Genomic DNA, 22,931 nt, shown 5'->3' on the forward strand with positions numbered 1-22,931 from the left:
CGGCCGCCGGGAGCTGTAGTCTTTCCCCCCAAACGCCGGGCGGCACCGAGGGGGGCGGACATGTACCTGAAGACGCTCACCTTACGCGGCTTCAAGTCCTTCGCCTCGGCCACCACCCTCCGCTTCGAGCCCGGCATCACCGCCGTGGTGGGTCCGAACGGCTCCGGCAAGTCCAACGTCGTGGACGCCCTCGCGTGGGTGATGGGGGAGCACAGCGCCAAGTCGCTGCGCGGCGGCAAGATGGAGGACGTCATCTTCGCGGGCACCTCCAGCCGCCCGCCGCTCGGCCGGGCCGAGGTCACCCTGACGATCGACAACACCGACGGCGCGCTCCCGATCGACTACACCGAGGTGACGATCAGCCGGCTGATGTTCCGGTCCGGTCAGAGCGAGTACGCCATCAACGGCGACACCTGCCGCCTGCTCGACATCCAGGAGCTGCTGTCCGACTCGGGCATCGGCCGGGAGATGCACGTCATCGTCGGCCAGGGCCAGCTCGACCAGGTGCTGCACGCGGGCCCGGAGGAGCGCCGGGCGTTCATCGAGGAGGCCGCGGGCGTACTCAAGCACCGCAAGCGCAAGGAGAAGGCGCTCCGCAAGCTCGACGCGATGCAGGCCAACCTGACCCGCGTCCAGGACCTCGTGGCCGAACTGCGCCGTCAGCTCAAACCGCTGGGCCGCCAGGCCGAGATCGCCCGCAAGGCGGCCGTCATCCAGGCCGACCTGCGTGACGCGCGGCTGCGCCTGCTCGCCGACGACGTGATCACCCTGCGCGACACCCTGCAGCGGGAGGAGGCCGACGAGGCGGCCGTACAGGCGCGGCGCGCCCAGGTGGAGGCCGAGCTGGCCGAGGGCCAGCGGCGGGAGGCGGAGCTGGAGGCGGCCGAGAACGAGGCCCAGCCGCGCCTCAAGGCCGCCCAGGAGACCTTCTACCGCCTTTCGGCCCTGCGGGAGCGGCTGCGCGGCGTGGAGAGCCTCGCGGCCGAACGGCGGCGTCACGCCGCCGACGCCGCGTCCATCGAACGGCGCGGGCGCGACCCGGAGGACCTGGAGCGTGAGGCCGCCGAGGTGCGGGAGCAGGAGCGGGTGCTTGCGGAGGAGCTCGACGAGGCGCGCGAGCGGCTCGCGGCCGCCGTCGAGGTCCGTGCCGAGGCCGAGGAGGCGCTGGCCGCCGAGGAGCGGCGCCTGGCCGCCGCCGCCCGTGCCGCGGCCGACCGCCGCGAGGCCCTCGCCCGTCTGCGCGGCCAGGTCGAGTCGGCCAGGAGCAGGGCCAGGGCCGCCGGGGACGAGATCGGCAGGCTCACCAAGGCCGTCGAGGACGCCACCCGGCGCGCAGAACAGGCCCAGGACGAGCTCGACGCGCAGGCCCTCGACGAGTCGCCGGCCGACCCCGAGCTCGCGACCGAGCTGGAGGCCGCGCAGGAGGGTGTGGACCTCGCCCGCGCCGCGGTGGAGGAGGCCAGGGCCGTGGCCGAGCAGGCCGAGGCCGTCGTGGAGCGAGCGCGGGCCGAGCTGGCCGCGCCCAGGGACGCGCTGGCCGCCGCCAAGGCCGCCGTGGGCACGGCCCGCGCCGCCGACGCCGAATCGCAGCGCGCCGTCGCCGCTCTCCAGGCGCGGTGCGAGGCTTTGGAGATGAGCCTGGCCGGGGGAGCGGACGGGGCCGCCGCGCTGCTCGGCGCCGGTCTGCCCGGGGTGCTCGGCCCGATCGCCACGCTGCTGGCCGTACGCCCGGGGGCGGAGGCGGCCGTCGCGGCCGTGCTGGCGGTCGACGGGGTGGCCGTCGCCTCGCTCACCGCCGCCGTCGCGGCCGTCGAGCACCTGCGCGAGGCCGACGCCGGCCGCGCCGCCCTGCTGATCGCCGGCGACAGGAACGGGGACGGCGGGCGGCCGGAGGCGCCCGTCGCGGGCGCCGAATGGGCCGCCGACCTGGTCACCGTGCCGGACGAGCTGCGCCCCTCGGTGGACGCGCTGCTGTCGGGCGTGGTCGTGGTGCCCGACCTGCTCACCGCGCGCAAGGTCGTGGACGCCCACCCGGAGCTGCGGGCCGTGACCACGTCCGGCGACCTGCTCGGCGTCCACGCCGCGCACGGCGGCTCCGGTGGCGGCGCCTCGCTGCTGCAGATGCGTACGGCCCTGGACGAGGCCGCCGCCGATCTCGCCACCGCCCGGGCCGGGGCCGAACGGCACGCGGAGGCGCTGACCGAGGCCGTGGCCGTCGAGCGGGAGTGCCAGCTCGCGCTGGAGGCGGCGCAGGCGCGGGTCACGGAGGCGCAGAGCGGCGTGAGCGCCGCCCAGGGCGGCGTCAACGCCGCGCAGAACGGGCTGAACGCGGCGCAGGCCGGGCTCGACCGCCTGCGCGGCAGGCAGCGGGAGGCCGACCAGCGGGCCGCGGCGGCGGCCAAGCAGCTCGCCCGGCTGGAGGCCGCGGTCAAGGCCGCGCAGGACGAGGCGGCCCGGCTCGGCCGGTCCCTGCTGGACGCCCAGGAGTCGCGTGAACAGGCGCAGGCCGCGGTAGTGGAGCTGGAGGAGCAGCTCGCCGAGGCCGAGTACGCCGCCGAGCTGGAGGCGGAGCCGACCACCGACACCAGGGACGAGCTGGCCGCCGCCTGCGGCGTCACCCGGCAGGCCGAGATGGAGGCCCGGCTGACCGTCCGTACGGCCGAGGAGCGGACGCGGGGCATCGCGGGCCGCGCCGACGCCCTGCTGCGCGCGGCGCAGCGCGAGCGGCAGGACCGCGCCCGGGCCGCGGCCGACCGGGAACGCCGCCGCAGGCAGGCGGAGATCGCCGCCGCGGTGGCCGACGGAGCACGCGCGGCCCTGGGCGCCCTGGAGGGCTCGCTCGCGCGGGCCGCCGAGGAGCGCGACGAGGCCGATCGGGCGCGCGGGCAGATCGACGCCGAGCTCAAGCAGGTGCGCCTGCGCGTACGGGAGCTCGGCTCCGAGCTGGACGCCCTGGTCAACCGGGTCCACGGCAGCGAGATGGCCAGGACGGAACGCCGGCTGCGCCTGGAGCAGATGGAGCAGCGTGCCCTGGAGGAGTACGGCATCGAGCTCGAACCGCTCATCGCCGAGTACGGGCCGGGCGTGCCGGTGCCGGGCGACCCGCCGGTGCCGTACGTCCGGGAGGAGCAGCAGAAGCGGGCCAGGACGGCCGAGCGGCAGATGACCCAGCTCGGCAAGGTCAACCCGCTGGCGCTGGAGGAGTTCGCCGCGCTGGAGGAGCGGCACGCCTTCCTCACCTCCCAGCTCGAAGACCTCAAGAAGACCCGGCGCGACCTGCTGCTCGTGGTCAAGGAGGTCGACGACCGGGTCGAGCAGGTCTTCGCGGCGGCGTACGAGGACGTGGCGCGCGAGTTCCAGGGGATCTTCCAGCGGGTCTTCCCCGGCGGGGAGGGGCGCCTGCTGCTGACCGACCCGGAGGACATGCTGACGACCGGTGTCGAGGTCGAGGCCCGGCCGCCGGGCAAGAAGGTCAAGCGCCTGTCGCTGCTGTCCGGCGGCGAGCGGTCGCTGACGGCGGTCGCGTTCCTCATCTCGATCTTCAAGGCCCGCCCGTCGCCGTTCTACGTGATGGACGAGGTCGAGGCGGCCCTCGACGACACCAACACCCAGCGGTTGCTCACGCTGTTCGAGGAACTGAGACAGACTTCACAGCTCATCGTGATCACACATCAGAAGCGCACGATGGAGATCGCCGACGCGCTGTACGGCGTGTCCATGCGCGGCGACGGCGTCACCCAGGTCGTCAGCCAGCGCCTCCGGGAGAAGGTCTAGGAAGAGCGTGTTTCCCGCTCACCCTCGGGGCGCTCATTTCCGCCCCTCCGGATCGCTCGTGTTTCCCGCTCACCCTCGGGGCGCTCATTTCCGCCGCCTTCCCTCGTCGCGCTTGGTCGCTTCGCTCCCGCGCGCTCCTCAGTCCAGATCGGCGGCGCGCCCCTCCGGATCGCTCGAACGAGCTGTGCACTGGCGGGAGTAATGCGGGTGATCTGGGAAACTGCATGGTGTGGACGGTTACCTCGGCATCATCGTGATCGTGGCCATCGTCGCCATATTGGCGGTGGGTGGCCTCTGGCTGCTGTTCCGGCCGAAGGCGAAGGACCTGCCGCCCGCGCCGCCGGCCCCGCCCGAGCCGAAGGCTCCCGTGATCGAGGAGCCCGCGAAGACGGGACTCGGTGAGGAGGACGGCGGCACGACGACCACCCTGCCGCCGCCCGCCCCTCCGATCGAAGAGCTGATCAAGGCCCCCGAGATCGAGGTCCCGCCGCCCTCGGCCGGCCGGATGGTGCGGCTGCGCAGCAGGCTGGCCCGTTCGCAGAACGTCCTCGGACGCGGCCTGCTCGAACTGCTGTCCCGCGACCGCCTCGACGACGACGTCTGGGACGAGATCGAGGAGACCCTGATCACCGCCGACGTCGGCGTCGCGCCGACCAGGGCGATGGTGGAGGAACTGCGGACGAAGGTGAAGGTCCTCGGCACCCGCACCCCGAACGAGGTGCGCAAGCTGCTCAGGGATGAACTGCTCACGCAGATCGCCCCCGACCTCGACCGGACCCTTCACACCAAGCCGCACGGCGAGCGGCCCGCAGTCGTCCTCGTCGTGGGCGTCAACGGCACCGGCAAGACCACGACCTCGGGCAAGCTCGCCCGCGTCCTGGTCGGCGACGGCGGGAAGGTCGTCCTCGGCGCCGCCGACACCTTCCGCGCGGCGGCCACCGACCAGCTGCAGACGTGGGGCGACCGCGTCGGGGCGGGCGTGGTGCGCGGCCCGGAGGGCGGCGACCCGGCGTCCGTGGCGTTCGACGCCGTGGCCAAGGGCATCGAGGACAAGGCCGACACCGTCATCATCGACACGGCGGGCCGCCTGCACACCAAGACCGGTCTCATGGACGAGCTGGGCAAGGTGAAGCGGGTCATCGAGAAGAAGGCCGCCGTGGACGAGGTGCTGCTCGTCCTCGACGCGACCACGGGGCAGAACGGCATGCGTCAGGCGCAGGTCTTCGCCGAGGTGGTCAACGTCACCGGCATCGCCCTGACCAAGCTGGACGGCACGGCCAAGGGCGGCATCGTGATCTCGGTCCAGCGCGAGCTGGGCGTGCCCGTGAAGCTGGTGGGCCTCGGGGAGGGGCCGGACGACCTCGCGCCGTTCGACCCCGAGGTCTTCGTCGACGCCCTGCTCGGCGACTGACGCACGGGAAAGGCCGCGGGCCGGGATCCCCCGGCCCGCCCGCCGTCAGTCGCGCAGGAAGGCGCGCAGCTCCTCCAGGTGCGGGGCGATGTCGATGTCCTGCCCGGACAGCCAGCGTGGGTCGCCGTAGGTGTCGCGGTAGCGCTCGGCGCCGTCGCAGATCAGCGTGACCACGCTGCCGTGCTCGCCTCGCTGCCGCATCTCCCGGATGATCTGCACCGCCGCGGCGATGTTGGTGCCGGTCGAGCCGCCGACCTCCCGGCGGGTGACCTCTCTGACCCAGTGCATGGCCGCGATCGACAGGGCGTCCGGGACCTGCGTCATCCGGTCGATGACCGTCGGCAGGAACGACGGCTCGACCCGCGGCCGGCCGATGCCCTCGATCCGCGAACCGGCGCCGCCGTGCTCCTCACCGGAGACCCAGGACGGGTAGAACGCCGAACCCTCGGGATCGGCCACGCACAGCCGCGTCTGGTGCCGGCGGTAGCGGATGTAGCGGCCGATCGTCGCGGAGGTGCCGCCGGTGCCCGCGCCGACCACGATCCACGCGGGCTCCGGGTGCCGTTCGAGGGTCATCTGCTGGAAGATGCTCTCGGCGATGTTGTTGTTGCCCCGCCAGTCCGTCGCCCGCTCGGCGTAGGTGAACTGGTCCATGTAGTGCCCGCCGGTCTCGACGGCGAGCCGGTGCGACTCGTCGTAGATCGCCCTCGGGTCGTCCACCAGGTGGCACTTGCCGCCGTAGAACTCGATGATCTCCCGCTTCTCCGGCGAGGTGCTCGCCGGGATCACCGCGATGAACGGCAGCCCGAGCAGGCGGGCGAAGTACGCCTCGCTCACGGCGGTGGACCCGCTGGACGCTTCGATGATCGTGGTGCTGGGCCCGATCCAGCCGTTGGCCAGGCCGTACAGGAAAAGGGAGCGGGCGAGCCGGTGCTTGAGTGAACCGGTCGGGTGCACCGACTCGTCTTTCAGATAGAGGTCGACACCCCAGTGCGAGGGGAGAGGGAAGGCGTGCAGATGAGTGTCGCAGCTTCGGTTGGCGTCGGCCTCGACGGCTTGGATGGCGTCGGCCACCCAGGCCCTCGTGACCGGATCATGCCGATCCAGGTGGTTCATGGCGCCACTCTGGCACGTTGTCCGGCATGAACACCAAAGGCCCCAACTGCGCCGACAGACAGTGAAACTTGCCACATTTTACTTTCGATTGAGGCTGCGGTGTTACGCTAATGAGACTTGTTCGGCTTGCGCGTGACCTGGCCGCGCGGGCCTGGTCCTTACATCGACGGTGCTGACCAGGCCGGACGAATTAACAGCGTGCTTAGGCCCCGATCGGCACGATGTCCTTGGCACAACGATGAACGAGCGACCTCGCATGTGTTCCGGCCGGACGGGTAACGGGGGAGAAGTTCCGTAGGGGGAAGAGATGATCTCGACCGACGAGCAGCGGCAGGCATGGTTCGAGCGTGAGGTCGTGCCGGTGACGAGCCAGCTCTACGCGTCCGCCATGCGTCTGACGCGCAACCCCGCCGACGCCGAGGACCTGGTTCAGGAGACCGTCGCCAAGGCGTACACGTCGTACCACCAGTTCCGTGAGGGCACGAACCTCAAGGCATGGCTGCACCGCATCCTCACCAACAACTTCATCAACGACTACCGGAAGAAGCAGCGCTCGCCCAAGCTGTCGGCCGCCGAGGAGATCGAGGACTGGCAGCTGGCCGCGGCCGAGTCGCACATGTCGACCGGGCTGCGCTCCGCCGAGACCGAGGCGCTCGACCAGATCCCCGACAGCGTCGTGATGAACGCCCTGCGCGCCCTGCCGGAGGACTTCCGGGTGGCCGTCTACCTGGCCGACGTGGAGGGCTTCGCGTACAAGGAGATCGCCGACCGGATGGGCACGCCGATCGGCACCGTCATGTCCCGGCTGCACCGGGGCCGCCGGCAGCTCCGGGGGATGCTGGAGGGCTACGCCCGCGAGGAGGGCGTCGTACGCGTCCCCGAGCAGGCCTGCGCGGCCTGACGGCAGGCCTCGGGCGGGCAGCCCATGCGGTGCCCATGCCGTGCCCATGCCGTGCCCATGCCGTGCTCTGGGGCGCTCAGGCGGCGGCGATGAGGGCGATCGCGCCGAGCGCGAACCCCACGCCGGTGATCTGCACGGGGCTCAGCCGCTCGCCCAGTACGTACCGCGCGAGCAGTAGCGTGCTCGCCGGGTAGAGCGACACCAGGACGGCGACCAGGGTGAGCATCCCCCGCTGCGCCGCGAAGAGATAGAGCACGTTGGCGCTCATGTCGAGCACCCCGGCCGTGATCGTCACCGTCAGGCTGCCGGGCACCGGGCGCAGGCTCCTGCGCGTGGCGAGAGCCAGCAGCGCGACCAGCGTGATCGACGCGATCCTCGCCCCCAGCAGGGGCCACGTGCCGGATTCGGCCGGGGCCAGCTTGAGCAGCACGAAGAACCCGCCGAAACCCGCTCCCGACACCAGGGCGGCGATGATCGGTCCCGCCTTCGGGCCGCTCGCGCCGCCGTTCGGCTCGCGGCTGACCAGCAGGACGGCGAGCAGGCCGAGCGCGACGCCAACCAGGGCCAGGGCGGACGGCCGGTCGCCGGTGAGCAGGCCGAAGACCACGGGGACGGCCATGGCGGTCGTCGCCGTGGTCGGGGCGATCACGGACATCATGCCGGTGGCCAGGCCGCGGTAGAACAGCACGATGCCGAAGGCGCCGGCGACCCCGGAGGTCATCCCCCAGGCGAGCGCGGCCGTGCTCGCGTGGCCCGGCAGGATCGGGAGCAGGACGGCGATCAGCAGCAGGCCGCCGAGCTGGGAGAGCACGACGACGGCCAGCACCTTCGAACGCCTGGTGGCGAGCCCGCCGAAGAAGTCGGCCGTGCCGAAGATCACCGCGCATGCCGTCGCGAGCGCCGCCGCCGTCACAGGTCCCCCAAGAGATTGCATCAATAGTGCAATGGATTGTACTTAGAGATCACTATTGTGGACCCATGGCTGATCCTGCGACGATCACCGCGGCCATCGCCGCCAACGTACGGGGCCAGCGGGCCCACCGGGGGATGACCCTCGACGAGCTCGCGGCGCGGTCGAACGTGAGCCGCGGCATGCTCATCCAGATCGAGCAGGGCCGCACCAACCCGAGCGTCAACACGCTCACCCGCATCGCCGACGCGCTGGGCGTCACCCTCGCCCGGCTGGTGGAGGTCGCCGACACCCCGGTCGTCCGGGTCGTGCACGAGTCCGAGGTGGTGACGTTCCGGCACCCCGGGGGAGGATCGGCCCGCCTGCTCGTGGGGACCGACGCGCCCGCGATCCTGGAGCTGTGGGACTGGCGGCTCGGGCCGGGCGAGCACCACGACGGCGACGCGCACCCCGCCGGGACCCGGGAGATGCTCACCGTCCTGGAGGGACGGCTCACGCTGACCGTGTACGGCAGGAGCCACGCTGTGGGGTGCGGTGACGCCGTCGTGTTCAGCGCCGACCGGCCGCACCGATACGCCAACGAGCACGACGAACCGCTGCGCTTCGTGATGGTGGTCACCGAGCCCCCGGAACCACCGGATGTCACAGCGCCGCCGGATGTCACAGCGCCGCCGGATGTCACAGCGCCGCCGGAGGTCACGGTGCCACCAGATGTCACAGTGCGGCCCGAAGGCCGGGAGCCCGCCGGTGGCAGAGAACCTGCAGATGACTGACGAGTAAGGGCTGCGTGGTGACGCTCAGTAGTCGATGATTACAGAATGAATCCGCAAGCGCCGCTCCAAGGTTGGGTACATCCCTTTTTGTGCGTGTCTGCTGTGCAGGGGGCGGTGGCCGGTGAGTGAATCGCGAGTCGCGGTGGAAAAACTTCGCGCGGAACTCGCCGCGCTCGGGGTGGCCGACGCCTACGAGATCGGTGACGAGGCTACTCTCTCCGTCTGGATAGGCCTGGTCGTGACCTTCCGTGAGGGCTTTTACCGTTGGCGCGAGGGTGCCGTGAAGTGCCGGCACCTGGGTACGGACCCCGCAGGATGCGCCATCCGGGTGGCCCGCAGGTACGCCGAACTCAAGGCGGACGTGCCGCCCTGGTGGGAGGAGCTGGAAAAGGTTCTGCGGGGGGGATCGGCCGGAGGCTATCCGTAGCGTTCGTGGCCCCCCGCCTGCTCCGGGGGGTCGTATGCGGATCGGATCCGTGCTGCTGTCGTTGCTGCTGCTCGGTGGATGTGCCCAGGCCAGGACCGTACCGGCCGCGGGGGAGCGTCCCGTGGCGCCGCATCCGCGCTTCGGCACACCGGGGCATTTCGACGCCGACCTGCTGCGCTTCCGGCTGGCGGGGACACAGCGGGGAGCGCCCGGGCCGCGCCTGCCCGCGATCCCGCCGCCCCGGCACGTCGACTGCAGGCAGCACAAATGCGTGGCGCTGACGTTCGACGACGGGCCAGCCGAATACACCGGGCACGTCCTCGACCTGCTCGCCGCCCACCACGCCCGGGCCACGTTCTTCCTGCTCGGGCAGATGGTCACGGACGAGACACGGGACTTCGTGCGGCGGATGGCCTCCGAGGGCCACGCAATCGGCAACCACTCCTGGGACCACGCCTCGCTGCCCGGGCTGTCGTCCGACGGCCTGCGCCGCGAGCTCGACCGGACCCAGGAGGTTGTGCGGAAGGTGACCGGCATGCGGATGCGGCTCATGCGCCCGCCGTACGGCGCGACGAACCAGTCGGTCGACAACGAGACCAGACAGGCGGGCCTCGCGCAGATCATGTGGGCGGTCGACACCCTCGACTGGCTCAACCGCAACCCCACCGTGATCGCCCAGCGCAGCGCCGCGGCGAAACCGGGCGACATCGTGCTCATGCATGACATCCACGCCACCACCGTGCAGGCGCTGCCCCACCTGCTCGACGAACTCGACCGCAAGGGCTTCACGTACGTGACCGTCTCGGAGCTGCTCGGCTCCACCACGCCCGGCAAGAAGTACACCAACCGGTAGACGGGCCACGGCCTGCGCGGTCCCGGTCCCGGGACTGTCGGTGGGGCGTGCAAAGGTGGGTGGCATGGGTTTCAGCGGGTTCCCTGACGAGGCGCTCATCTTCTACGAGGGCCTCGTCGCCGACAATTCGAAGGCGTACTGGACGGCCCACAAGGAGTTGTACGAGACCGGGGTCCGGGCGCCGATGCTCGCGCTCATGGACGAGCTGGAGCCGGACTTCGGGCCCGCCCACCTGTTCCGGCCGCACCGGGACGTGCGGTTCGCCAAGGACAAGTCGCCGTACAAGACGCACCAGGGGGCCTACTGCGGGGTGGGCGTGGAGGGCGTCGGCTACTACGTCCAGGTGGACGCCGACGGCCTCTACGTGGCGGCGGGCTGGTGGATGCCGGGCGACCAGGTGCCGCGCTACCGCGAGGCCCTGGACGACGACACCGCCGGGCCCCTGCTGGAGCAGATCCTCGCGGCCCTGCCCGGCGATCTCACGGTCGGCGGCGAGCGGCTCAAGACCCGCCCCCGCGGCACGCCGGAGGACCACCCCCGGCTCGACCTCCTGCGGCACAAGACGCTGCACGCCGGGCGGCGGTTCGAGCCGGAGCCGTGGCTGCACACCCCCGAGAGCCTCGACCGGGTCCGCTCGACCTGGCGGGCGCTCGTCCCGCTGGTCGACTGGCTGAGGCGCCACCTGTCCTGACCGCCCCCGCCCGGTCAGCCGCGGCCTTTGACGACGCCGCAGCCTATCCGGGCGCCGGCGTCCCCGGTCTTGCGCGTGGCGGCGTCCGGGCCCACGGCGCCGGTGTCGTCGGGGCGGTGGAAGTACCGGTCCGGGATGTGCGCGAAGTTGTCCGGTCCGGCGTGCACCACGAACGCGCTCCCGTTGGCGTCGGCCAGTTGCTCCGGGGTGAACCTGTCGGTCACGAAGGACGCGGAGGCGGTGCCGTCCGCGGCCGCCAGCAGCGGTGGCATGTCTCCGGCCGTGTCGCCGTGCGCTCCCGAGCCGAGGTGGCTTCCGGCACTGGAGAACGCGCTGCCCGTCGCCCGGTCCACGGAGCGGGGATCGCACACGCCGGCGGCGTGGACGTGGAAGCCGTGGAAGCCGGGGGCGAGTCCCCGCATGCCGACGCTGACCCGCGACTTCTTCGCGTCGTACCGCTCGACGTGCACGGTGCCGAGGACGCGCCCCGCGGTGTTCCGGATGACCGCGGTGACCGGCTCGCCGGGCCGGGTCTGCGTGGTGGTGGCCGCTGTGGTGGCCGCCGTGGTCGTGGCGGACAGCACCGGTACGGCCGGCGCGGCCGCGGCGGCCAGTCCCAGGGCGAGCCCGGCGGCCATGGCGAGACGGGTTGTGCGGGGCATGATCGCTCCTCCTCAGACGCTGCACTGCCTGCGCCAGCAGAGCACGGCCGGGTGTGCGGGGGAGCGCGAACGACGTCATCTGTGCCCGCCGTTTACCCGCTCTTGCCGTCTGCATCCCCTCGTCGGCGTCGCCGCCGAAGCGGAAAGCCGAAGCCCCCGCCGATCGAGTCGGCGAGGGCTTCGGGTGAAGGAGCCTTCCGGGTGAAGGAGCTCAGCTGCGCTTGGCGCGGGCGGCCGCGCGACCCCGGCTGGCCGAGTCGAGGACTGTCTTGCGGATGCGCACGGTCTGCGAGGTGATCTCCACGCACTCGTCGTCGCGGATGAACTCCAGGGCCTGCTCCAGGGACAGGACGCGCGGCGGGATCACCTTCTCGGTCTCCTCGCTGGTGGAGGAGCGCATGTTGGTGAGCTTCTTCTCCTTGGTGATGTTCACGTCCATGTCGTCGGAGCGGGAGTTCTCCCCGATGATCATGCCCTCGTACACCTCGGTGCCGGGGGAGACGAACAGCGTGCCGCGCTCCTGCAGGTTGATCATGGCGAACGCGGTGACCTGGCCCGCGCGGTCGGCGACCAGCGAGCCGTTGTTACGGGTGCGCAGCTCGCCGAACCACGGCTCGTACGTCTCGAACACGTGGTGCACGAGGCCGGTGCCGCGGGTCTCGGTGAGGAACTCGGTGCGGAAGCCGATCAGGCCGCGCGCCGGCACCAGGAACTCCATGCGGATCCAGCCGGTGCCGTGGTTGGTCATGTGCTCCATGCGGCCCTTGCGTACGGCCAGGAGCTGGGTGACGGCGCCCAGGTACTCCTCCGGGCAGTCGACCGTGAGGCGCTCGACCGGCTCGTGCACCTTGCCGTCGACGACCTTGGTCACGACCTGCGGCTTGCCGACCGTCAGCTCGTAGCCCTCGCGGCGCATCTGCTCCACGAGGATGGCCAGGGCCAGCTCGCCACGGCCCTGCACCTCCCAGGCGTCCGGGCTCTCGGTGGGCAGCACGCGCAGCGAGACGTTGCCGACCAGCTCCTTGTCGAGGCGGTCCTTCACGAGGCGGGCGGTGACCTTGGCGCCCTTGACCTTGCCGACCAGCGGGCTGGTGTTGGTGCCGATCGTCATGGAGATCGCCGGCTCGTCGACCGTGATCAGCGGCAGCGGGCGCGGGTCTTCGGGGTCGGCCAGCGTCTCACCGATCATGATGTCCGGGATGCCGGCGATCGCGATGATGTCGCCGGGCCCGGCCTCCTCGGCGGGCTTGCGCTCCAGCGCCTCGGTCATCAGCAGCTCGGAGATCTTGACGCGCTGGACGCTGCCGTCGGTGCGGCACCACGCGACCTGCTGGCCCTTGCGGATCGTGCCCTGGTGGACGCGGCACAGCGCGATACGGCCGAGATAGCTGGACGCGTCGAGGTTGGTGACGTGGGCCTGGAGCGGCGCGGACGGGTCGTAGACCGGCGCCGGGATCGTGGTCTTGATCGTGTCGAACAGCGGCTCCAGATCGGGGGAGTCCGGCATGCCGCCGTCGGCGGGGCGCTCCAGCGAGGCCCGTCCGGCCTTGGCCGAGGCGTACACGATCGGGAAGTCGATCTGGTCCTCGGTCGCGTCGAGGTCGATGAACAGCTCGTACACCTCGTCGACGACCTCGGCGATGCGGGCGTCCGGCCGGTCCACCTTGTTGATGCACAGGATCACCGGCATCTTCGCGGACAGCGCCTTGCGCAGCACGAAGCGGGTCTGCGGCAGCGGGCCCTCGGAGGCGTCCACCAGCAGCACGACGCCGTCCACCATCGACAGGCCGCGCTCGACCTCGCCGCCGAAGTCGGCGTGGCCGGGGGTGTCGATGATGTTGAGGGTCATGCCGCCGTGCCTGACCGCCGTGTTCTTGGCGAGAATGGTGATCCCCTTCTCGCGCTCGAGGTCGTTGGAGTCCATGACCCGCTCGTCCACGTCCTGGTTGGCCCGGAACGCTCCGGACTGCCATAGCATGGCGTCGACCAGCGTGGTCTTGCCGTGGTCGACGTGCGCGATGATCGCGATGTTCCGCAGGTCATCGCGGGTGTTCATAGGCATAGTGAAGTCTCGCTCTGGTTCGTCGGGGTGTCGTCCGCGTCCCGGGACTGAAGCGAGACGCACATCCGCCGCATGACACGGCCAAGCCATTTTAGTTGATCCCGATCGCCGCCACGCGCCGACGGCTACGGAACCCTCGGTGGAAACGCCCGCGCGGCGATCGGCATTCCTTGCCGTCGAAACGCTCCGTCTAAAGGCTCTCCGTCAGGGCAGGTGGACCGGCTGTGACGGATGAAGGTCTCGTGCTGCTGATCGCCTGGGCGGAGTTCCTCGTGCCGATCCTCGTCCTCGCCTACCTCCTGCTGCGGCGGCGCACATGATTCCGCCGGCTCGCCTGGTGCCGCCCGCCCTGCTGACGGCACTCCTGTTGTCCGGGTGCGTCAGCCCCGCGTGGGACGATCACGACTACGCGCTCAAGGCCGGGAAGACGGCCGAGTCGGCCGCCTCGGCCGTGCGGTTCGCCCGTTCCGTCGTGGCGTACCGGGACCGCATGACCGGGCCGTACGCCGAGGTGGTGCTGACCGAGGCGGTGCACGACCTGGGCAGCGTGAACGACCAGTTCGGCGGTGTGCAGCCGCCCTCGGACGCCTCCGACCGGATCAGGGACGAGGTGCTGCGCCTCACCGAGAAGGCCGAGAACGAGGTCGAGGACCTGCTCATCCAGACGCGCCGGGACGGGGTGAAGGACCCGGCGGCGGCCGTACGGGACCTGGGCAGGCTCGCGAGCGAGCTGAGCGACCTCGCGGAGAGGCACAAGTGAAGAGGTTCCTCGCGGTCACGCTCGGCATCCTGACGGCCTTCGGCGGGTTCGTGGACATCGGCGACCTGGTCGCCAACGCCGTCGTGGGGTCGAGGTTCGGCATGTCCCTCGCGTGGGTGGTGGTCGTCGGCATCATCGGCATCTGCGTCTTCGCGGAGATGTCCGGCAGGATCGCGGCGGTGTCGCAGCGGCCGGTCTTCGACCTCGTCCGCGAGCGCATGGGCCCCCGCGCCGGGCTGGTCAACCTCGGCGCGTCGTTCTTCATCAACGTGCTCACGCTGGCGGCCGAGATCGGCGGCGCCGCGCTCGCGCTGGAGCTGGTGACCGGCCTCAACTACCTGCTGTGGGTGCCGCCGGTGGCCCTGGTCGCCTGGCTGGTCATGTGGCGGGTGAAGTTCGAGACCATGGAGCGCGTCTTCGGGCTGGCCGGGCTCGCGCTCGTCGTGTTCATCGTCGCGCTGTGGCAGCTCGGGCCCGACTGGGGCGAGCTGACCACGCAGCTCGTCCGGCCGCCGCAGGACGAGGGCGTGCCGACCTACCTCTACTACGCGATCGCGCTGCTCGGCGGGGCGATGACGCCGTACGAGGTGTTCTTCTTCTCCTCGGGCGGCGTCGAGGAGCGGTGGACCCGCAGGGATCTGGTCACGGCGCGGGCCAACGTGTTCGTCGGCTTCCCCCTCGGCGGCGTGCTGTCGCTGACGATCGCGGCGTGCGCGGCGACCGTGTTCATGCCGGTCGCGGCCGAGCCCGACTCGCTCGGGCAGATGGTGCTCCCGGTCGCCCAGGGGCTGGGCAAAGTCGGCCTCGGTGTGGTGATCCTCGGGGTGTTCGCGGCCACGTTCGGCGCGACGCTGGAGACCGCCCTGTCGTCGGGCTACTCCCTGAGCCAGTACTTCGGCTGGCAGTGGGGCAAATACGTGGTGCCGGGCCGCGCCGCCCGGTTCCACGTGACCGTGCTGGCCTCGGTGATCGTCGCGACCGCGCTGATCCTCACCACCATCGACCCGATCAAGGTGACCGAGTATTCGCTGGTCTTCTCGGCCGCGGCCCTGCCACTCACCTACCTGCCGGTCCTCATGATCGCCAACGATCCCGACTACATGGGGGAGAAGGTCAACGGCAGATTCAGCAACGTGCTGGGAAGTTTCTACATGGTGCTGCTGCTCGTCGTGGCGGTCGCGGCCATCCCCCTGATGATCGCGACGAAGGCGGGGCAGTGACGACCCGGCCGGAGGAGGTGAGGACTCGTTGACCGAACCCGCGCGGGTGCTGCACGCCCGCCTGCACCTGCTCGACCGGCAGGTCGTCAGGGAGAGCGACGACCGCCTGCTGTGCAAGGTGGACGACCTGGAGATGCGGCCCGGTGACCGGCCGTACGTCACCGCGATCCTGTCGGGCCCGCTCGCGCTCGGCCCGCGGCTCGGCGGCCTGCCGGGATGGCTGATGACGGAGACCGACCGGCTCTTCCGGCGGGAGGAGCGGCCGGGGCCGTACCGCATCGAGATGAGCCTGGTGACCGAGATCGGCAGTGCCGTACGGGTGGCCGGCCACCGGCAGGACCTGGCGCTGGAGCGCTGGCTGACCAGGAACGTGGTCGGCCGGATCCCGGGAGCGGCAGGGACGGAGGAACAGGGTGATCCCGAAAGCGGCGCACGGGATGCGCCGGAGAAGGCGCTCCGGGTGCGGGAGCGGGGGGAGGACAGGCCGGACGCCATGCGGCTCGGCGGGCTGCTCGGCCGTACGGTCCGCGGCCCGTCGGGGGAGGCCGCCGGTGACACCGTGGACGTCCGCCTCGTCCAGGACGGGCCGCTGCTGGCCGGGGTCCATCATGCGTTCCGGGCGGCCGGGCTGCTGATCGCCCGGCGGCGGGCCGGGCGGCTCTTCGGGTACGAGCGCGGCCCCGGGCTGTGGCGGCCGTCGCTGCTGGGCGCCCTCGTGCGCCGCATGCACGGCGAGATCCGCTACGCCGAATGGGACCAGATCGAGTCGCTCGACGACGAGGAGGTCAGGCTTGGGGTCCCCTGGGAACGGCTGCGGTCGACGGCCGATCTCTGATTGATCCCGTCGCGTGGGGGGTGAAATGGCGGGAAATAAGGTCGAGGGCATGACTCTCGCTGCTGCTTTCGGGGCGATGCTGCGCACGGCGGACGGTGTCCGCATCGACGCGGCGCACACGCCCAACGGCTCACTCGATCTCGGCATCGTGGTCGCGCACGGCTTCACCGGAACGTGGAGGGGGCCGGACACCCGGCGCATCGTGCACGTCCTGTCGCGGTTCGGCGGCGTGGTGTCCTTCGACTTCCGGGGCCACGGACGCTCCGGCGGTCGGTCCACGGTGGGCGACCTGGAGGTCCTCGACGTGGACGCGGCGGTCAAGCACGCCCGCTCGATCGGCTACCGGCGCATCGCCACCGTCGGCTTCTCGATGGGCGCCGCCGTGGTCGTGCGGCACGCCGCGCTGCAGCGGGGGGTGGACGGGGTGGTGTCGGTGAGCGGCCCGGCCCGCTGGTACTACCGCGGCACCAAACCCATGCGGCAGGTCCACTGGGCGATCGAACGCTGGCACGGGCGGCTGGCGGCCCGGCTGGTCAAGCGGACCCGGATCGCGGGCGGCGGATGGAACCCCGTCCCGCTCCCGCCGTACGAGGCGGCGGCGCTGGTCGCGCCCACGCCGCTGCTGATCGTGCACGGTGACCACGACCCGTTCTTCCCCCTCGAGCACGCCCACCAGCTGTACGAGTGCGCGGCCGAGCCGAAGGAGCTGTGGGTGGAGCCGGGGTACGGCCACGCGGAGGCGGCGGCCACCCCTGACCTGGTCCGCAAAATCGGTCAGTGGATCTCGCGAACCAAATCCCCATAAGGGTCGTCTATGAGGGTTGTGCGGATCCGGAACTCCCCGATCCACACCGCCGATTGGGGGATCGGCGCACACCCTCACCGGGTGTGGCCCAGCGTCGCGGGGGCGCGCTGGGCGGTTTCACCGGCCCGGTACGGCACGCATGCCGTACCGGGCCGGAGGGACGCGTTGTTTCAGCTCACGCGTTTCAGCTCACGCGTTCAGCCCAGCCGGGCGATCGACTTGGTCTCCAGGTAGGCCGACAGGCCCTCGGGGCCGAGCTCCCGGCCCAGGCCGCTGGCCTTGAAGCCGCCGAACGGCGTGTTCGGGTCGAGCGTGTGCATCACGTTGACGCCGTACGTGCCGGTGCGCACCCGGCGGGCGACGTCCACCCCGTGATCGGTGTCGGCGGTCCAGACCGAGCCCGACAGGCCGTAGTCGCTGTCGTTGGCGATCCGCACCGCGTCCTCCTCGTCCTCGTACGGGATCACCGCCAGCACCGGGCCGAAGATCTCCTCACGGGCGATGCGCATGTCGTTGGTGGCCCCGGCGAAGACGGTTGGCGCGACGTACCAGCCACGGTCGTACGGCCGGTCGAGGCCGCCGACGACCGGCTTGGCGCCCTCCTCGATGCCCGACCTGATGTAGCCCTCGACCCGTTCCTGCTGCCGCCTGGCCACCAGCGGCCCGATCGCGGTGGCCGGGTCGGCGGGGTCGCCCACCTGCTGGCTTGTCACCATCTCGGCGACGGCCTGGACGACCTCGTCGTAGCGGTTGCGGGAGGCGAGGATGCGGGTCTGCGCCACGCACGCCTGGCCGTTGTTCATGAGCGAGGCCATCGACAGGAAGCCCATGGCGGAGGGCAGGTCGCAGTCGTCGAGGATGATCGCCGCCGACTTGCCGCCGAGTTCGAGCGTGCAGCGCTTGAGCTGTTCGCCGCAGATCGCCGCGATCCTGCGCCCGGCGGCGGTCGAGCCGGTGAAGGCCACCTTGTCGACGCCGGGATGGGAGACCAGGTGCTCGCCCGCCTCGCGGCCGGCCGCGACGATGTTGACCACCCCGGCCGGGATGCCGGCCTCCTTGATCATCTCGGCGAGCGGGTAGGAGTCGAGCGGCGTCTCGGGAGCGGGCTTGAGCACCACCGTGCAGCCCGCGACGAGCGCCGGGGCCAGCTTGGTCATGGTGACGAACTGGGGGACGTTCCAGGGGACGACGGCCGCCACGACGCCGACCGGCTCGCGGCGGACGATCATCGGGCCGAACAGGCCGGGCCGCTCCTCCTCGACGGGGAACGTCGCGCCGAGACCGGCGAAATACTTGAGCATCCCCAGTGGCTGCGGAGCCTGGGCGAGCTGGGAGAACGTGATCGGAGACCCCATCTCCACCGTGATGATCTCAGCCATCTCGGCCTGACGGGCCTCGTAGATCTCCGCCAGCTGTCCCACGACCGCCGCGCGCTCGGCCATCGTCATCCGCGGCCAGGGCCCGTTGTCGAAGGCGTCCCTGGCGGCCGCGACGGCCCGGTCCATGTCGGCGGCGGTGCCGTCCGGCACCCGGCCGACGACCTCCTCACTGTGGGGGGAGATCACCTCGATCGTGCCCGTGCCCGCGGGGGCCACCCAGTCGCCCCCGATGAACAGCGTGTCGTGCTGCAGCATTGCCTGCCTCCTGATCGGGCGCGCCATCGCGCATACAGAGAGACCGAATCATGTTCTGCTCGGCCTTGGCAAGAGTGGACCCGCGAAACGGAATCGACCCAGGTAGGCGCGCCGACGGCGAACGGGGCACGCGGGCGGAAATCCGGCCGCTGTCCGCTTTGAACCCAAGAGTTTCTCCTGTTCCGGTAGCAGACCGTAAAGATCGTCTTCTATAGTTTCGGACCGAATCCGAGTGGAGGTCGCGTGCGGTCGGGACGCTGGGCCAGGCTGGCGGTGGTCACCACCGCGCTGCTTGTCGCACCATCCGTCTCGGGCGCCCTCACCGCCGAGGCGGAACCGGACCAGCAGGCCAAGCTCCGCAAGCTCACCCAGGAGGCCGCCGCGCTCCAGAAGGAGTACCGCGGCGAGATCCTCAGCCTGGAGGACGCGAAGAGGGCCGCGCAGAAGGCCTCCAGCAGGAGCAAGAAGCTGCAGGCCGACCTGCGTCTGGCCCAGCGGCAGGTGGCGGCGTTCGCGCAGTCCTCGTACATGACCGGGGGTGCGGACGCCTCGCAGCTGTTCTCCCTGTCGGCCGACCCGAGCTCGCTGGCGATGCTGTCCTATCTGGGCACCGCCAGGACCGAGCGGCTCAACAGCGTCAAGGACCTCGTCGCCAAGCAGAAGAAGGCGGCCCTCGCGGCCGCCGGCGAGATCGACAAACTGCAGGCGCACATCAAGCAGCTCAAGTCGAGGCGCGGCGAGGTCGAGCGGCTGATGGCGAAGTACGGCTTCCAGGCGCCCGACGCCGGCAGCGGACTGACCCAGCGCATGGTCTCGACGCGCAATGCGATCATGGGGCAGTTCCCGATGCCGTTCGGCGTCGGCTGCCTGCGCCCCGGCGACCCGGGGGAGCACGGCAAGGGCCGGGCCTGTGACTTCATGATGAGCGGCGGCGGCCGCATGCCGGACGCGGTGGCCAAGGAGCGCGGCGACGCCCTGGCCCAGTGGTGCATCCAGCACGCGAGCGAGTACGGGATCATGTACATCATCTGGCAGCAGCGCTTCTACGACATGCGCACCGGCGCCGGATGGAGGATGATGTCCGACCGCGGCGGCATCACCGCCAACCACTACGACCACGTTCACGTGTCGGTGCTCTGATCCTGCAGGAACTCGCGCAGCCAGTGGTAGGACGCCTTCGGCGTGCGCTCCTGGGTCTCGAAGTCGACGTGGACCAGGCCGAACCGCTGGTGGTAGCCCTCGGCCCACTCGAAGTTGTCCAGCAGCGACCAGACGAAGTAGCCCCGCAGGTCCACGTCCGCCTGCCGCATCGCCCGGATGTGGCCGTCGAGGTAGGCGATCCGCTCCTGGTCGTCCAGGCCGTCGTACGAGCAGCCGTTCTCGGTGATGTAGACGGGCGGCAGCGCGTCGCCGTACCGGTCCTTGAGGCCGTCGAGCAGTTCGCGCAGGCCGTCGGGGACGACGGGCCAGCCGAAGGCGGTGGTGGGAACGCCGGTGATCTCCGCGAACCGGAACGGCAGGCCGTCCCCGCCGGGTCCGCCGATCCGGGTGGGGTTGTAGTAGTTGATCCCGATCCCGTCGAGGGGCTGGGCGATCGCCTCCAGATCGCCGGGTTTCACGGGGATCTCGACGCCGAACGCCGTCAGGTCGGGGTAGGCGCCGGTGAGGACCGGGTCGTTGAACAGCCGGTTGTGCAGGATGTCGTAGGTCTCGGCGGCGGCCAGGTCCTCCGGGGAGTCCGAGGCGGGCCGGACCGGGGTGCAGTTGTTGGTGATCAGCACCTGCTGCGCGCCGGCCGCGCGCAGCGCCTGCGTGGCCAGGCCGTGCCCGAGCAACTGGTGGTGGGCCACCGGCAGCGCGTCGAACATGAGCGCCCTGCCCGGGGCGTGGATGCCCAGGCCGTATCCCTCCACCATGTGGACGAACGGCTCGTTGAGCGTGATCCACATGCGTACGCGGTCGGCCAGCCGTTCTGCCACGACGGCGGCGTAGTCGGCGAAACGGCGGGAGGTGTCGCGGCTGAGCCAGCCGCCCTCGTCCTCCAGCGCCTGCGGCAGGTCCCAGTGGAAGAGCGTCGGCACCGGAGTGATGCCGTTCTCGCACAGCGCGTCCACAAGACGGTCGTAGAAGTCGAGCCCGGCCTGGTTGACCGGGCCGCAGCCAGTGGGCATGACCCGCGGCCAGGCGATGGAGAAGCGGTAGGCGTTGACGCCGAGGCCGGCCATCAGCGCCACGTCCTCGGCGTAACGGTGGTAGTGGTCGCAGGCCACGTCGCCCGTGTGCCCGTCGCGGACCCTGCCGGGGGTGTGCGAGAAGGTGTCCCAGATGGAGGGCCCTCTGCCGTCCTCCGCGGCCGCCCCTTCGATCTGGTAGGACGCGGTGGCCGTACCCCAGAGGAACATGATGCCGCCTCTCTCCGCTAATATGAGCAGAACTCATGTTAGTCCGGATGCCCGTGAAGCGGGAGAGAATGGCGGAATGACCACAGGGGGAGTGCTGCGCCGCCGGCCCACCCAGCGCCGCAGTCAGGAGCGGGTCGAGCGCATGCTGGACGAGTGTGCCCAGCTGCTCGACGAGGCGGGGTACGCGGCCCTGACGACCAAGGAGGTCGCCCGCCGGGCCGAGGTGCCGATCGGGACCTTCTACCAGTTCTTCACCGACAAGCAGAGCCTGGTCCGCGCGCTCGCGCTGCGGAACCTGGAGGCGTACCTGGACCGGATCGCGTCCCGGCTGACCGCCGCGCCGCTGTCCGACTGGACCGACGCCGTGGACCTGGTCGTCGACGAGTTCGTACGGATGAAACGGACCACGCCCGGCTTCGGCGTGGTGGACTTCGGCGAGGTGCTCGCCGCTCCCGGCGGTCCGGCCCTGCCCGGCACCCAGCGGATGCTCGACGAGGCCCTGGAGAACAACGTCGTCGTGGCCGACCGGCTGCGCTCCCTCGTGGTGGAGTCGCTCGGGGTGGCGCCGGGCGACGACCTGTCGCGCGCCTTCGTGGTCGCCGTGGAGGCCGCCGACGCCGTGCTCAAGCTGGCCTTCCGCGCCCACCCCGAGGGCGACCCCGACCTCATCGCCGAGTGCAAACGCCTCGTCCGCCGCTACCTCTCCGACCACCTCGCCTGAGCCGCTTCGGTCCTCGCGCGCTACGGCCATGCCCGCGCGCCACAGCGATCTGCCGGCGTGAAGTCTTGAAACGATATCTTTTCGACGTGTCAGATAGTATCGTTTTAGTCTGGCTGGAGGAGGTGCTCGGATGAGTCGAACTGTCATCGATCTAGACGACGACATGGTTGCCGAGGCCATGCGGATCTACGGCACCAGAACTAAGGCCAAGGCGGTGCGGATGGCCATGGAGGAGGCCGTGAAGCGACGTCTGCGACTGGAACTGGCCGAATCGATCAAGAGCGGAGAGCTCGACCTCAGCGAGATCGTGGAGAAGACCGGTCCCCGCAATGCGGACGGCACGCTCCAGCGTTCCTCGAAGGGCGCTGCGTGACCGACTATCTGGTCGACAAGTCCGCGCTCGCTCGCTGGGGCAACCCACCGGTTGCGCAGGTGCTTGACGAACTCAGCGATCGTGGTCTGCTCGCCACCTGCGCCGCGATCGAGTGGGAGATGGTCTACAGCGCCAGGAACAAGCCCGACATGGCGCGTATTCGTTTTCTCCTGCGCGGGTTCAACTACCTCTACTGCGGTGACGAGATCTTCGACCGTGTCCTCGACGTTCAGAGTGATGCCCTGGACCGTGGTTTCCACCGAGGGCTTTCTATGGCAGATCTGATCATCGCCGCCGTCGCCGAACGGCACCGCGCTGTGGTGCTTCATTACGATGGCGACTTCGACATGATCGCTTCAATCACAGGCCAGCACACTCAGTGGGTTGTAGAGCCAGGAACGGCCGACCGCTGACTACACACGTCGCGTGGGGCTCCGGCACGTCAGGCACTGTGTGAGCAGGCTCGCGGGGCCGGTCGCGGGCGCGATCAGGCGGTGCCCGCGATCGCCCGGATCCCCAGCGCGGACATCAGATAGCTGAGCGCATTGAGGAATGACCATGACGACAGGGCGCAGCAGTACGGCCAGCAGCGCGCCGGCCG

At 70.8% G+C, this 22,931-nt stretch carries 21 protein-coding genes; 15 read left to right on the forward strand and 6 right to left on the reverse strand.

Translation table 11 applies throughout. From position 1 onward, the window contains the following. Positions 1-60: 60 nt before the first annotated feature. Entirely contained in the window at positions 61-3,774 is a 3,714-nt protein-coding gene (gene smc, locus HHX41_RS14915) for a chromosome segregation protein SMC (RefSeq protein WP_182906438.1), read from the forward strand. A 229-nt stretch (positions 3,775-4,003) separates the two neighbouring features. Further along, positions 4,004-5,185: a signal recognition particle-docking protein FtsY gene (gene ftsY, locus HHX41_RS14920; RefSeq protein WP_169984175.1), complete on the forward strand. Its 1,182-nt coding sequence runs from the start codon at positions 4,004-4,006 to the stop codon at positions 5,183-5,185. A gap of 45 nt (positions 5,186-5,230) precedes the next feature. Here ftsY and HHX41_RS14925 read toward each other — a convergent pair whose 3' ends face one another. Further along, the gene (locus HHX41_RS14925; RefSeq protein WP_182906439.1) at positions 5,231-6,301 is read right to left on the reverse strand and encodes a PLP-dependent cysteine synthase family protein; all 1,071 of its coding nucleotides are present in this window, start codon (positions 6,299-6,301) and stop codon (positions 5,231-5,233) included. A gap of 307 nt (positions 6,302-6,608) precedes the next feature. Between HHX41_RS14925 and HHX41_RS14930 the strand changes: the two genes are divergently transcribed. Further along, complete coding sequence (locus HHX41_RS14930) at positions 6,609-7,202, forward strand: sigma-70 family RNA polymerase sigma factor (RefSeq protein WP_169984173.1); 594 nt, start codon at positions 6,609-6,611, stop codon at positions 7,200-7,202. 76 nt (positions 7,203-7,278) lie between these two features. Here the strand turns inward: HHX41_RS14930 and HHX41_RS14935 are convergent, their stop codons facing one another. Next, positions 7,279-8,136, reverse strand: a complete 858-nt coding sequence (locus HHX41_RS14935) for a DMT family transporter (RefSeq protein ID WP_220504070.1) — start codon at positions 8,134-8,136, stop codon at positions 7,279-7,281. A 44-nt stretch (positions 8,137-8,180) separates the two neighbouring features. Here HHX41_RS14935 and HHX41_RS14940 point away from each other — a divergent pair, with 44 nt between their 5' ends. The 4 genes from HHX41_RS14940 (at position 8,181) to HHX41_RS14955 (ending at position 10,856) form a co-directional block, all read left to right on the forward strand. Continuing rightward, entirely contained in the window at positions 8,181-8,885 is a 705-nt protein-coding gene (locus tag HHX41_RS14940) for a helix-turn-helix domain-containing protein (protein WP_182906440.1), read from the forward strand. Positions 8,886-9,006: 121 nt separating this feature from the next. Next, on the forward strand, positions 9,007-9,312 hold the full coding sequence (locus HHX41_RS14945; RefSeq protein ID WP_169984171.1) for a hypothetical protein: 306 nt from the start codon (positions 9,007-9,009) through the stop codon (positions 9,310-9,312). A gap of 34 nt (positions 9,313-9,346) precedes the next feature. After that, positions 9,347-10,165 carry a polysaccharide deacetylase family protein gene (locus HHX41_RS14950; RefSeq protein WP_182906441.1) on the forward strand — a complete coding sequence of 273 codons (819 nt, stop codon included), beginning with the start codon at positions 9,347-9,349 and terminating at the stop codon, positions 10,163-10,165. Between the two features lie 64 nt (positions 10,166-10,229). Then, a complete protein-coding gene (locus HHX41_RS14955; RefSeq protein WP_182906442.1) occupies positions 10,230-10,856 on the forward strand; it encodes a DUF2461 domain-containing protein in 627 nt (208 codons plus the stop codon). 14 nt (positions 10,857-10,870) lie between these two features. Here the strand turns inward: HHX41_RS14955 and HHX41_RS14960 are convergent, their stop codons facing one another. Continuing rightward, positions 10,871-11,518 carry a superoxide dismutase family protein gene (locus HHX41_RS14960; protein ID WP_182906443.1) on the reverse strand — a complete coding sequence of 216 codons (648 nt, stop codon included), beginning with the start codon at positions 11,516-11,518 and terminating at the stop codon, positions 10,871-10,873. A gap of 211 nt (positions 11,519-11,729) precedes the next feature. Then, on the reverse strand, positions 11,730-13,580 hold the full coding sequence (gene typA, locus HHX41_RS14965; protein WP_169984167.1) for a translational GTPase TypA: 1,851 nt from the start codon (positions 13,578-13,580) through the stop codon (positions 11,730-11,732). 316 nt (positions 13,581-13,896) lie between these two features. Between typA and HHX41_RS14970 the strand changes: the two genes are divergently transcribed. The 4 genes from HHX41_RS14970 to HHX41_RS14985 are packed head-to-tail and all read left to right on the forward strand — an operon-like array spanning position 13,897 to position 17,200. Then, entirely contained in the window at positions 13,897-14,340 is a 444-nt protein-coding gene (locus HHX41_RS14970) for a hypothetical protein (RefSeq protein ID WP_182906444.1), read from the forward strand. Then, positions 14,337-15,560 (forward strand): NRAMP family divalent metal transporter, encoded by a 1,224-nt coding sequence (locus HHX41_RS14975; RefSeq protein ID WP_169984165.1) that lies wholly within the window; start codon positions 14,337-14,339, stop codon positions 15,558-15,560. The genes HHX41_RS14970 and HHX41_RS14975 overlap by 4 nt, the downstream gene beginning before the upstream one ends. Before the next feature lie 28 nt (positions 15,561-15,588). Further along, positions 15,589-16,395 carry a hypothetical protein gene (locus HHX41_RS14980; protein WP_182906445.1) on the forward strand — a complete coding sequence of 269 codons (807 nt, stop codon included), beginning with the start codon at positions 15,589-15,591 and terminating at the stop codon, positions 16,393-16,395. Positions 16,396-16,444: 49 nt separating this feature from the next. Further along, complete coding sequence (locus tag HHX41_RS14985; protein WP_249350367.1) at positions 16,445-17,200, forward strand: alpha/beta hydrolase; 756 nt, start codon at positions 16,445-16,447, stop codon at positions 17,198-17,200. A gap of 197 nt (positions 17,201-17,397) precedes the next feature. Here the strand turns inward: HHX41_RS14985 and HHX41_RS14990 are convergent, their stop codons facing one another. Continuing rightward, a complete protein-coding gene (locus tag HHX41_RS14990; RefSeq protein WP_182906446.1) occupies positions 17,398-18,834 on the reverse strand; it encodes an aldehyde dehydrogenase in 1,437 nt (478 codons plus the stop codon). Positions 18,835-19,077: 243 nt separating this feature from the next. Between HHX41_RS14990 and HHX41_RS14995 the strand changes: the two genes are divergently transcribed. Beyond that, a complete protein-coding gene (locus tag HHX41_RS14995; RefSeq protein WP_182906447.1) occupies positions 19,078-19,974 on the forward strand; it encodes a hypothetical protein in 897 nt (298 codons plus the stop codon). Here HHX41_RS14995 and HHX41_RS15000 read toward each other — a convergent pair. Continuing rightward, positions 19,956-21,236, reverse strand: coding sequence for a GH1 family beta-glucosidase (locus HHX41_RS15000; RefSeq protein ID WP_182906448.1), 1,281 nt, complete (start codon positions 21,234-21,236; stop codon positions 19,956-19,958). The two genes, HHX41_RS14995 and HHX41_RS15000, sit on opposite strands and share 19 nt — an antisense overlap. A gap of 76 nt (positions 21,237-21,312) precedes the next feature. Here HHX41_RS15000 and HHX41_RS15005 point away from each other — a divergent pair, with 76 nt between their 5' ends. From HHX41_RS15005 to HHX41_RS15015, 3 genes are all read left to right on the forward strand, one after another. Then, on the forward strand, positions 21,313-21,957 hold the full coding sequence (locus HHX41_RS15005) for a TetR family transcriptional regulator (RefSeq protein WP_182906449.1): 645 nt from the start codon (positions 21,313-21,315) through the stop codon (positions 21,955-21,957). Positions 21,958-22,087: 130 nt separating this feature from the next. Beyond that, the gene (locus HHX41_RS15010; RefSeq protein WP_169984160.1) at positions 22,088-22,330 is read left to right on the forward strand and encodes a type II toxin-antitoxin system VapB family antitoxin; all 243 of its coding nucleotides are present in this window, start codon (positions 22,088-22,090) and stop codon (positions 22,328-22,330) included. After that, complete coding sequence (locus tag HHX41_RS15015; RefSeq protein ID WP_182906450.1) at positions 22,327-22,743, forward strand: PIN domain nuclease; 417 nt, start codon at positions 22,327-22,329, stop codon at positions 22,741-22,743. Before HHX41_RS15010 ends, HHX41_RS15015 begins: the two co-directional genes overlap by 4 nt. The last annotated feature ends 188 nt before the right edge of the window (positions 22,744-22,931 follow it).

The sequence above is a fragment of the Microbispora sp. H13382 genome (genome assembly GCF_014161445.1).
Classification (GTDB): Bacteria; Actinomycetota; Actinomycetes; order Streptosporangiales; family Streptosporangiaceae; genus Microbispora.